Source organism: Myxococcus vastator (assembly GCF_010894475.1).
GTDB classification, from domain to species: Bacteria; Myxococcota; Myxococcia; order Myxococcales; family Myxococcaceae; genus Myxococcus; species Myxococcus vastator.
The window spans coordinates 1-10,810 of sequence record NZ_JAAIYB010000295.1 but is presented as its reverse complement, the minus strand read 5'-3'; the positions used below and the strand labels follow the sequence as shown (position 1 = coordinate 10,810).

The window sequence follows — 10,810 nt, the reverse complement described above, 5'->3', positions numbered from 1 at the left end:
CGGTGGGGACGGTGGCGGGGCTGCTGCTGGGCGTGTTGCTGGCGCGAGGGCTGGTGGAGCTCGTCACCCAGACGCTCAATGACTTGTACTTCGTGGTGAGCGTGCGGCGGCTGGCGCTGGAGCCCTTCACCCTGTTCAAGGGGCTGGCGCTGGGGCTGGGCGCGACGCTGCTGGCGGCGCTGGTGCCCGCGTGGGAGGCCGCGCGCTCGCCCCCGGTGACGACGATGCGCAGGTCCACGCTGGAGGACGTGTCGCGCGGACGGGCGCCCCGGCTGGCGCTGCTGGGCCTGGGCGTGCTGGCCGCGGGCGCCGTGCTGCTGCGGTGGCCCACCCAGGCGCTGCTGCCCGCCTACGGCGGCCTCTTCTCGGTGCTGCTGGGCGCGGCGCTGCTGGTGCCCTGGGCCACGCAGACGGTGTCCTCGCTGGCGGCACGGCCGCTGGGCCTGGCCTTTGGCCTGCTGGGGCGCATGGCCGCGCGCGGCGTGCACACCAGCCTCAGCCGCACGTCCGTGGCGCTGGCGGCGCTGATGGTGGCGGTGGCCACCACGGTGGGCGTGGGCCTCATGGTGTCCAGCTTCCGGGGCACGGTGGTGTCGTGGCTGGACACCTCGCTCCAGGCGGACGTGTTCATCTCGCCGCCCTCGCTCGTGGCGCGGCGCGGCGGCGCGACGCTGCTCCCCGGCCTGGCGGAGACGCTGCGCGACACGCCGGGCGTCGCGGGCAGCAGCACCCTGCGCGTGGCGAACGTGCGCGTGGACGGCGTGCCCACGGACCTGATGGCCGTCGACTTCTCCCGCACGCCGGTGCGGCCCTACACTTTCAAGCAGGGCGACGCGGAGACGGCGTGGCGCGCGCTGGAGTCCTCGCCCGACACGATTCTCGTCTCGGAGCCCTTCGGCTTCCACCGCGGCGTGGGCCTGGGGGACACCGTGCGACTGGCCACCGACAAGGGGCCCCGCGACTTCCGCGTGGTGGGCGTGTACTTCGACTACGGCTCCGACGTGGGCACGCTGCTGCTGCCGCGCACCACCTACGAGCGCTGGTTCGACGACCGGGGCATCAGCGGCGTGGCGCTGTACGCGGCGCCCGGCCAGGACGTGGACGCGCTGGTGGCCTCGGTGCGCGCGCGCGCCGGAGACACCCAGGCGCTGCTGGTGCGCGCCAACCGCTCGCTGCGGCAGGCGTCCCTGGACGTCTTCGACCGCACCTTCACGATTACGCAGGTGCTGCGGCTGCTCGCCATCGGCGTGGCCTTCGTGGGCGTGCTGAGCGCGCTGATGGCGCTGCAACTGGAGCGGGCGCGCGAGTTCGCCGTGCTGCGCGCCACCGGCCTGACGCCGGAGCAACTCTGGGGACTGGTGTCGCTGCAGACAGGGCTGCTGGGGCTGCTGGCGGGGCTGTTCTCCGTGCCGCTGGGCGTGGGGCTGGCCTACGTGCTGGTGCACGTCATCAACCAGCGCTCCTTCGGCTGGACGCTGCAGCTGGCCCTGACACCCCAGACGCTGGTGCAGGCCGTGGTGCTGGCGCTGGTGGCGTCGGCGCTGGCGGGCCTCTACCCCGCCTGGAAGATGGCGCGCGCCAACCCCGCGCTGGCGCTGCGGGAGGAGTGACACATGAGCAACGGCCGGGGACTCCTCGTGGGAACGGCGGTGGTGCTGGTGGGACTGGCGGCGGCGGTGGTGGCCCTCACGCGCGAGCAGCCCCTGCCCGCGCTGCGCCAGGGCGGCACGCTGACCGTGGCCGGCGCCATGAGCGGCAGCACGGAGGGCTACGCGCGCGCGGTGGAGCCCCGGGACTTCCACTTCCCCCAGGACCACGGCCCGCATCCGGAGTACCGCACGGAGTGGTGGTACTGGACGGGCAACCTGGAGACCGAGGACGGGCGCGCCTTCGGCTACCAGTTCACCCTGTTCCGCAACGCGCTGGCCCCCAAGGCCACCCCGCGTGACTCCGCCTGGGGCACGAGCCAGGTCTACATGGGGCACTTCACGGTGACGGACGTGGACGGCGGCGGCTTCCACGCCTCGGAGCGCTTCAGCCGCGTGGCGCTGGGCCTGTCCGGCGCCACCGCGCAACCCCTCAAGGTGTGGCTGGAGGACTGGGAGGCAGTCAGCGCGGGCCCGTCCACCTGGCCCCTGCGGCTGCGCGCGCAGACGGACACCGTGGCGCTGGAGCTGCTGCTGGAGCCGGGCAAGCCGCCGGTGCTCCACGGCGAGCGGGGCCTGAGCCAGAAGAGCGCGGAGCGCGGCAACGCGTCCTACTACTACTCCATGACGCGCATGCCCTCGCGCGGCACGGTGCGGGTGGACGGGCGCACGTACCCGGTGACGGGCCACAGCTGGATGGACCGCGAGTGGAGCACCAGCGCGCTCGGCGCGGACCAGGTGGGCTGGGATTGGTTCTCGCTCCAGCTCTCCGACGGCAGCGAGCTGATGTACTACCAGCTCCGTCACCGGGACGGCTCGCCGGACGCGTTCAGCTCCGGCCTGTGGGTGCCCCCCGAAGGCGCGGGTGAAGCGGTGCACGTCGGCCGCGACGACATGAAGCTCACGGTGCTGGACACCTGGAAGAGCCCGCGCAGTGGCGGCGAGTACCCGTCACGCTGGCGCATGCAGGTGGAGTCGCTGGGCCTGGACCTCACCGTGACACCGCGCCTGGCGGACCAGGAGCTCCCCGTCACCGTGCGCTACTGGGAGGGCACGGTGGGCCTGGAAGGGACGCGCGCGGGCCAGCCCGTCACGGGGCGCGGCTACGTGGAGTTGACGGGCTACGCGGACACGCAGGGGGCCCGGCGCAGGGAGTCCCAGGCGCGCGGCACGCCGGATGCGGAAGCCCCGCGGAACATCCGGTAGCCAATCCTCGCCTCCAACCCGGGGGCATCCCGTTCGCCAACTCCAGACAGCCGGAATCGCCGAACGGCCAGGACAAACGCTTTGCCGCCTGCCTGGATTGCCCGGGCCTCCGCTCCAGTGGCACGAAGGAGGTGTCAGGGGCCTTCACCGGCGTGTGCCCGGTGAGAACGGGAGCGGACCATGCAACGGATGCGAGCGAGCTTTCTGATTCGGGGCGTGGACGGCAGGCTGCGACACGGCAAGTCGCTCTTCTCGGGCCTGGCGTATTCCTTGAGGCACGACGGCACGCTGGACTCGCTGATGGCCGTCTCTGAAGGGGTCCTCACCGGCCCCTCCACCGACTGGCTCCCGCTGCCCGAAGGCGGGCTGCGCGTGAACAGCGCGCTGCTGGAGCTGCCCGAGGACTACGGCCCTCGCCTCTTCCAGGGCCGGCCCTTCACGGGCGTCGCCCATGCCTTCACGCGCAACGGCTACTGCACCTCCGAGGTGGAATACGCGGGGGGCTTCGCCACCGAGCTGGCCGAGCGGCGCTGGTACGTGTCGGGGCAACCCAAGATGCGCGTGGACGGCGGTGAGTACACGTCCTGGTTCCCCGACGGACGCCTCCAGCGCCGGGGCTTGAAGGGCGAGCTCGTCTACGGCCTCAACACGCGGGACGACGGCCACCTGCGGGAGCTGGTGCTCCGGGACGCGAGCTTCCTGGACATGGAGCTGTTGAGCGCGCTGACACCGACGGAGGAGCTCCAACTGCTCGGCGGCGCGTTCGACACGGCGATGCTGCACACGCTGCGGGAGCAGACGGACATCGGCGCCGTCCCGAGGCTCCGGCTGGTCCAGACGCGCGTGAGCGCGGAGGGCGTCGAAGTCCTGGCCGCCTTCAGGAACCTGCGGGAGGTCTGGTTCGACGGCAACCCGGGCCTGGGACTCCAGGAGGCCCGGAAGCTCGAGCGGCTCCGGCCCGGCTGCGTGGCGCACCACGTGGACCCCGACGCGCTCCCGCCCGTGCGCAGGCCTCGCGCCCTGTCCTCCGCGGCCAGCGGACACACGGCACGGCCCCGGGGGTGAGGCGTCCGGGTTCCTCGTGAGGGCAGCGCGGGGCCCTGCCGCTTCCCCGGCCTTTCCCTCCCCCTTCACGGCTCGCCATTCAATCCCTGGCACCTTGCTTGCCTCTGGAGTCAGGACGCGAAGTGACGCGTCCAAAGACAGACTCCGGAGGCGGACCCAGGTATGAGCGGACTTGAACAGGGCAAGTGGTGGGCGGGCGTGCTCGGGCTGGCGTTGCTGCTAAGTTGTCATGGCGGCGAGCAGCTCCAGTCGCCGCCGCCCACGGACGACGGGATTGGCGACGAGAACGAGCCCCCACCCCCCGAGCAGCCGGGAGACCCGCCTCCGGACGAAGGCGAGGACCCGCCGCCCGTGGAGCCCGACGCGGGCACGAATGGCCCCGTGGGCGACGGCGGCGAACCCATTCCTCCGGACAGCGAGAGCTGGCGCTTCTGGGGCACCGCCGAGGGCGGCCCTCGCGAGGTGCTGGGTGTCACCCAGGACGAGGGCGGCAACCTCTGGGTCGCGGGCGGCGAGGACGGCCTGTGCCTCCTGCGTCCGGGCGCCACCGCCCTGCGCTGCTACACCCTGGCGGACGGCCTGAAGCCCTGGGCCCCGTGGAAGGGCAAGGACCCGGCGCCCGAAGCGCGCTACCTCAAGGTCCTCTCGGTGACGGGGGGGCCCGCGGACACCGTCTTCGTTGGCTACGAGGGCCGGCCCAACTGCGAGAGCGAGTTCTACAAGGCCCCCGGCGTGTTCGAGGACCCCGCCATCTTCAAGAGCGGTGACGCGGACCGCGTGGAGCTCCAGTCGGACGGGACGCTCCGCGTGGTGCACTACGACCTCCACTCGCCCGCGCACTCGGTGCCCGGCTATGGCCACCGCGAGAAGCTCTGCTCGGTGAACCGCATCGTCTGGGACAAGGCACGCAACAGCCTGTGGTTCGCGTCCAACCACGGCCTGGCGTGGGGTGAGCCCGACTACCAGGGCGGCGAGGCGTGCTCCAACGCCGAGGTCATCGCCGCCAACGCGTGGGTCTACACGGGGGGCGAGAAGCGCCAGCGCTGCAAGTTCGGCGTCATGGAGCACATCCATCCCGCCATCGCCATGGGCGACGGCACCAGCGAGGACAGCCGGCTCGCCGGAGACGTCTGGGGCGTGGCGGTGCGGCCAGACGGCGACGTCTGGCTGGGCACGCACATCCGGACCACGCGGTTCAAGATCATGACCAACGCCGTGGGCCACGAAGACACCGGCGCCCCGTGGAACTTCGAGGCGGCGCGCAAGCAGAGCGAGGAGAAGAAGCACCGCGCCAACCGCATCGACCTGTGGCCGGACGCCGTGGCCGAGCCCCAGTACCCCACCCACGCGCAGCGCAAGGACGACCTGGTGAGCGACCTGGTGCTGATGCCGGATGGCACCGTCTGGGTGTCCAGCTTCGCGTGGGGCCTGGCGAAGCTGAACGACGCCGGGCTGGTGACGGGCTACCTGCTGGAGGGCGACGGCGACCGCAACGTCTCCTCGCTGGAGCTGGACTCGCGCGACGGCAGCCTCTGGGTTGGCCACCGCTGGGGCAGGGGCCTGACGCGCCTGCACCCGGACGGGCAGCTCAGCAGCCACAACCGGGAGCTCGGCGGCCTGTCCGCCCTGCCCGTCTGGGACATCCAGATGGTGGGCAGCGGTGACACCCGCAAGGTGCTGGTGGCCTTCAGCGCCCAGCGGGACGCGGCGGGCACCATCGTCCGCCCCGGCGCCATCGGCATCTACAGCGGGAAGTAGGCAGACCGCCTGGCTGCCTCCCGTGCCTGCCAGGGGCGCGGGAGGCACTTCCTTCGGCAAGGGCTGCCCTCAGCGGAAAGAAGCGTCAACTTGAGGGCACTCCTCGCCCGCGGGGCGTCTTCCGCACCAGCGGGGGCTTTCAACGCAGTGACGGACAAAAGGAGCCACCATGTCGCTACTGGGCAACATCTTGGGGAATCGTCGCAGCTCGGGCTTCGGGGGATGGGGCCGCGGCCGGAGCAGGTATGGACGCCGGGGGTACGGCCGTGGCCGGGCGGCCTCGGGCGGGCTGCTCGGCGGCTCGCTGGGCCGCATCGCCCTGGGCGGGCTGGCCGCGTTCGGCCTCCGGAGGGTGCTCGGGAACCGTCGCGCCGCCGGCTACTAGCCGCGCCGCCGGGCAGGAAGCTCGCCTGCCCGGCCCTTCGACTGGAGTAGGGTCCCTCCCCGCTGGCATCCACCATAGGGAGGGCACACCCCATGCCGAAGGCGAAGTACGTCCTGGCCCTGGACCAGGGCACCACTGGAACGCACGTCTCCATTCTCGACACGAAGCTGCAGGTGGTGGGCCGCTCCTACAAGGAGTTCACCCAGCACTTCCCCAAGCCGTCCTGGGTGGAGCACGACCTGGATGAAATCTGGGCCAGCAGTGAGTGGTGTATCGCCCGGGCACTGAAGGACGCGGGCCTTCGCGGCAAGGACATCGCCGCCATTGGCATCACCAACCAGCGCGAGACGACGGGCCTGTGGATGCGCGGCAGCGGACAGCCGCTGTCCCACGCCATCGTCTGGCAGGACCGCCGCACCGCCGAGCAGTGCCGCCGGCTCAAGGAGCAGGGCGTGGAGCCGCGCGTGCGCGAGGTGACGGGGCTGGTGGTGGACCCGTACTTCTCCGGCACCAAGCTGACGTGGATGTTCGACCACCTGAAGGGCGCGCGCGCGAAGGCGGAGAAGGGCGACGTGTGCTTCGGCACCATCGACACCTGGCTTGTCTACAAGCTCACCGGCGGCGCGGCGCACGTCACCGACGTGTCCAACGCCAGCCGCACGCTGCTGATGGATTTGACGACGCTCCAGTGGAGCGACGAGATGCGCTCGCTGCTGTCCGTCCCGGCCGCGTGCCTGCCGCAGATTCGCGGCTCCGCGGAGGTGTACGGCACCACGCGCGGCATGCGCAGCCTGCCGGACGGCATCCCCGTGGCGGGCATGGCGGGTGACCAGCAGTCCGCGCTCTTCGGGCAGGCGTGCTTCGAGCCCGGCGAATCCAAGTGCACCTATGGCACCGGCGCCTTCCTGCTGATGAACACCGGCTCGGAGCCGGTGCGCTCGTCGGCGGGCCTGCTCACCACCGTGGCGTGGCGGCTGGGCGGCACGGGCACCACCACGTACGCGCTGGAGGGCAGCAGCTTCATCGCCGGCGCGGCGGTGCAGTGGATGCGCGACGGGCTCAAGGTCATCAAGCGCGCGCCGGACATCGAGGCGCTGGCCGCCAGCGTGAAGGACTCCGGGGACGTCGTCTTCGTGCCCGCGCTGGCCGGCCTGGGCGCGCCGCACTGGCGGCCTGAAGCACGCGGCCTCTTCGCCGGACTCGACCGCTCCACCACCGTGGCCCACATGGCGCGCGCGGTGCTGGAGGGCATCGCGCTGCAGATTCATGACCTGGCGGAGGCCATGCGCCGCGACAGCGGGCGGGACATCCCCGTGTTCAAGGCGGACGGCGGCGCGGCGGCCAACAACCTCCTCATGCAGTTCCAGGCGGACGTGCTGGGCGTGCCGCTGGTGCGCCCGCGCAACCTGGAGACGACCAGCCTGGGCGCGGCCTTCCTCGGCGGCCTGGGCGCCGGCATCTGGGACAGCCCGGACGCCATCCGCCGCGCGTGGAAGGCGGAGAAGACGTTCAAGCCAAAGATGAAGCCGGAGGCCCGCGAGCGGCACCTGGCCAAGTGGAAACGGGCCGTGGAGCGCGCGTGATGCGGGCGCCCCAGGTCCTTCGGTTGCTGACGGCGCTGCTGGCGGTGGGCATGGGGGTGGGGTGCCCCATGCGCCCCTGCGAGCAGCACCCGCCATCCCCCCTCTTCGACAGCGCGTTGGTCGGCGTGGGCCAGCCGCTGGAGCTCACCGTCCCCGGCGTCTTCAACGAGTGCGCCTCCACGAGGGAGGACCGGGCGCAATCCGTCACAGTGGAGGTGAGGGACCCACAGAACCGCGTGGTCCCCGCCACCGCGGAGCTGGGGGTGCATGGCGCGTCCGCCATCGTGCGGTTCACGCCGGAGCAGACGGGGCGCCACCACCTCGTCGTCTCCTTCGCTCCGGTGGGCAGCGTCCGCCAGTCCTCCCTCTACGTGGTGGAGGACCACGGCGACGCGGCGCCCCTGGCGGACTTCTCCACCGTGGTGGAGTGCCTCGGCGTGGACCGGACCGCGTCGGGAACGTGGCTGTGCGGCAGCCGGGCGCTGCGCACGCCGGATCAGGAGCCCCAGCCCCTGGGCGACTACTTCGCCCCCGCCGTCGTGGCAGACGACGTGGTGTGGGTGACGGAAGCCGCGCGGGTGCACCGCTATGTCGACCCGGGAAGCGGGCCCCTGGCGACCTCCGCCACCGCGCCCTTTCCCGCCACGGGCGCGCCCGCCGAGGCGCCGCCCCATGCGCGGCTCGCCACCCCGACCGAGCTGCTGCTGCTGGACGACACACAACTGCACCGCTACGTCTTCTCGGAGGAAGAGGGGCTGCGCGCCATGGGCTCCACCCCCGTGCCCCCCTCGCGGCTGGCCACGTTCAGCGATGACATGCCCTCGCTGCTGATGCGCGCGGGCGAGCGGCTGCTGGTGGTGCGCATCGCCGAGGCGCCGCCCCCCGCCACGATGGCCATCGAGGCCTGCCCCTATCAGCTCGACGCCGCGGGCGCGCCGGAAGCTGTCCCGGACGAGCCCTGCCACAGCGTCCCTGGCCTGCCCGCGGGCCACGAAGACGGCGTGCTGTGGGCGCGCGCCGCCTCCAGCACGGAGCGCCTGGAGCTGCTCCGGTACACGGCGGCGAGCGGCCGCCTGCGCCTGGAAGGCGTCCTGGAGATGACCGCCTCCTTCCAGGTGCAGGGCGCCAGGCGTCTGCGGACGACGGGCTTCGGAGTCCCCGTGATTTCCGCGGCCACGAGCGCCTCGGGCGCCTACGCCGTGCCCCGCTGGCGCGCGGAGACGGGCACCGTCGTCCTGGAGCTGCTGCCGTCCCCTCCCGAGCGCCAGCCGCCCTTCGTCAGCGGGCGCTACTTCCACCTGGAGCACTGGAACATTCTGTACGGCGTGAAAGTGTACGCGCGGCCGTCCACCCTTTGACGATGGACGGCGGGTGTCTTCCCTCAAGCCTGGGAGCGGGTAGAAAGGCGACCATGGCATCCAAACCCACGCTGCTCGCCCCCGAGGCGCTCCAGTCCTTCCTCTCGCGGCACACCGAGTGGAAGCACGAGGGCGGGATGATTCGCCGCACCTTCGAGGCCCCCACCTTCCTCGCCGGCATCGCCTTCGTGGAGCAGGTGGCGCAGGCGGCGGAGAAGGCGGACCACCACCCGGACATCGACATCCGCTGGCGCAAGGTGACGCTGGCGCTGGTCACCCACGACGCCGGGGGCCTCACCGACCGCGACACCGCGCTGGCCACCGAGGCGGACCGGCTCTTCACGGAGGCCACGCGCGCGCGGTGAGTCCTTCCAGGTCGGTGGCGCGTCCGGCGAGACGCGGTGGCGGGGGGTGGAGCGCGTTCGGGTGTGCGCTGGTGCTGGGCGCCACACCGGCGGCATGGGCGCAGGAGACGCCCCCGCCGCTGGAGCCTCGCCCGGAGCGGCTGTACCTCAACCCCGGCGCGCTGCTGGGCTCCGCGCGCATGGTGGCGATGGGCGGCGCGTACGTGGGCATCGCCGAGGGCGCCGCGGGGCTGCCCAGCAACCTGGCCTCGCTGGCGCACCGGGGTCCGGCCTTGGAGAAGGACTGGGACCTGGGCGTCACCCTGTCCTGGCTGGATTTGCCCTTCACCGGCTCGCGCAAGCGGGACGTGGACAACGACGGACAGCCCGACGAGTCCCACGACAGCCGGCAGCTCCTGGGCGGCCTGCTGCTCCAGTACAAGCGCTTCGGCATCGGCTTCGCGATGCGCAACAGCGTGGTGTCCTACTGCGCCACGGTCGCGTGCGCGGGGCCGGGGGAGCGCATCCGCGTGTCGCTCACGCAGTCGGTGCTGGCCGGGGCCATGTCCTTTGGCCAGGACGACTTCATCCTCGCGCTGGGCATCTACGCGGCGCAGGCCTCCTTCCGGCTGGACTCCGGGGGCACGGAGCTGCGCTACGGTGACACGGGCGTGGCGGTGGACATCCTGTACCGGCCCCATGGGCGCCCCTGGCGCATGGGCGTGACGGTGCGGCCCGAGGTGGTCGGTGACTGGCGGCGCGAGCAGGACCAGGTCCCGGAGCTGGCAGGGCGCACCCTCTTCGGCGCGGTGGTGTCGCCCGCCGTGCTGTCGGTGGGGGCGAGCTGGCGCTTCGGAGAAGGCTCCGAGCGCTACAACCGCCTGTCTCCCGCGGCGCGGCGGCAACTGCTCGTGGAAGGAGACGCGCTGCCGGTGCCGGAGGCCGAGCCCCTGGACGCGCCCGCCGGACGCTGGCTCATCAGCGCCCAGGTGGACCTCATCTCCAGCGTGGACAACGCGGTGCCCGCGCGCACCTTCGCGTCCACGGCGGACGAGGCCACGGTGGGCAAGGGCACCTCCTTCGCGCCGCGCATCGGCGTGGAGCATGACACGGTGCCGGGCATGATTCGGCTGCGGGCCGGCACGTACGCGGAGCCCTCCCCCTTCGACAAGCGGCCCGCGCGCCCCCACGTTACCGGCGGCTTCGAGGTGTTCGTCTTCCGCTACTGGGAGGACTGGTCCGTGACGGCCTCCTTCGACCTGGCGCGCCGCTACACCAACGTGGGCCTGTCCGTGGGCTTCTGGCGCTGAGGCCCCCCGGGCGCACGGCCCTGGGCGACCAGGCAGGCAGACGCCCCAGTGGGTGTTGCTGACACAGACACGCATGTCGACCCTCCCCTGGGCGGGAGCGGGGGACTTCATGCATCCAGGGTGGCGGTGGGTCCGGACCGTCGTGAGCGCGGCGG

General features: G+C 72.4%; 9 protein-coding genes. All 9 read left to right on the top strand.

Translation table 11 applies throughout. The features are described from left to right. On the top strand, positions 1-1,610 hold a 1,610-nt coding region (locus tag G4D87_RS25200), incomplete at its 5' end, for an ABC transporter permease (RefSeq protein ID WP_163784767.1). Positions 1,611-1,613: 3 nt separating this feature from the next. After that, positions 1,614-2,852 (top strand): lipocalin-like domain-containing protein, encoded by a 1,239-nt coding sequence (locus tag G4D87_RS25195; protein ID WP_163784766.1) that lies wholly within the window; start codon positions 1,614-1,616, stop codon positions 2,850-2,852. A gap of 180 nt (positions 2,853-3,032) precedes the next feature. Further along, positions 3,033-3,917 carry a hypothetical protein gene (locus tag G4D87_RS25190; protein WP_163784765.1) on the top strand — a complete coding sequence of 295 codons (885 nt, stop codon included), beginning with the start codon at positions 3,033-3,035 and terminating at the stop codon, positions 3,915-3,917. Positions 3,918-4,079: 162 nt separating this feature from the next. Continuing rightward, the gene (locus G4D87_RS25185) at positions 4,080-5,675 is read left to right on the top strand and encodes a ligand-binding sensor domain-containing protein (RefSeq protein ID WP_163784764.1); all 1,596 of its coding nucleotides are present in this window, start codon (positions 4,080-4,082) and stop codon (positions 5,673-5,675) included. A 169-nt stretch (positions 5,676-5,844) separates the two neighbouring features. Beyond that, on the top strand, positions 5,845-6,060 hold the full coding sequence (locus G4D87_RS39010) for a hypothetical protein (RefSeq protein WP_205507713.1): 216 nt from the start codon (positions 5,845-5,847) through the stop codon (positions 6,058-6,060). 92 nt (positions 6,061-6,152) lie between these two features. Continuing rightward, positions 6,153-7,643, top strand: a complete 1,491-nt coding sequence (gene glpK / locus G4D87_RS25180) for a glycerol kinase GlpK (protein WP_163784763.1) — start codon at positions 6,153-6,155, stop codon at positions 7,641-7,643. Beyond that, complete coding sequence (locus G4D87_RS25175; protein ID WP_240358588.1) at positions 7,643-9,001, top strand: hypothetical protein; 1,359 nt, start codon at positions 7,643-7,645, stop codon at positions 8,999-9,001. Before glpK ends, G4D87_RS25175 begins: the two co-directional genes overlap by 1 nt. 53 nt (positions 9,002-9,054) lie before the next feature. After that, a complete protein-coding gene (locus G4D87_RS25170; RefSeq protein WP_163784761.1) occupies positions 9,055-9,366 on the top strand; it encodes a 4a-hydroxytetrahydrobiopterin dehydratase in 312 nt (103 codons plus the stop codon). Further along, positions 9,363-10,655, top strand: a complete 1,293-nt coding sequence (locus G4D87_RS25165) for a hypothetical protein (RefSeq protein ID WP_163784760.1) — start codon at positions 9,363-9,365, stop codon at positions 10,653-10,655. Before G4D87_RS25170 ends, G4D87_RS25165 begins: the two co-directional genes overlap by 4 nt. Positions 10,656-10,810: the final 155 nt, after the last annotated feature.

What these genes read in the sequence shown, in the direction of transcription:
- G4D87_RS25190 (WP_163784765.1), top strand. Translation starts at nt 3,033, where the DNA reads ATGCAACGGATGCGAGCGAGCTTTCTGATTCGGGGCGTGGACGGCAGG.
- G4D87_RS25170 (WP_163784761.1), top strand. Translation starts at nt 9,055, where the DNA reads ATGGCATCCAAACCCACGCTGCTCGCCCCCGAGGCGCTCCAGTCCTTC.
- glpK (WP_163784763.1), top strand. Translation starts at nt 6,153, where the DNA reads ATGCCGAAGGCGAAGTACGTCCTGGCCCTGGACCAGGGCACCACTGGA.
- G4D87_RS25195 (WP_163784766.1), top strand. Translation starts at nt 1,614, where the DNA reads ATGAGCAACGGCCGGGGACTCCTCGTGGGAACGGCGGTGGTGCTGGTG.
- G4D87_RS25185 (WP_163784764.1), top strand. Translation starts at nt 4,080, where the DNA reads ATGAGCGGACTTGAACAGGGCAAGTGGTGGGCGGGCGTGCTCGGGCTG.
- G4D87_RS39010 (WP_205507713.1), top strand. Translation starts at nt 5,845, where the DNA reads ATGTCGCTACTGGGCAACATCTTGGGGAATCGTCGCAGCTCGGGCTTC.
- G4D87_RS25175 (WP_240358588.1), top strand. Translation starts at nt 7,643, where the DNA reads ATGCGGGCGCCCCAGGTCCTTCGGTTGCTGACGGCGCTGCTGGCGGTG.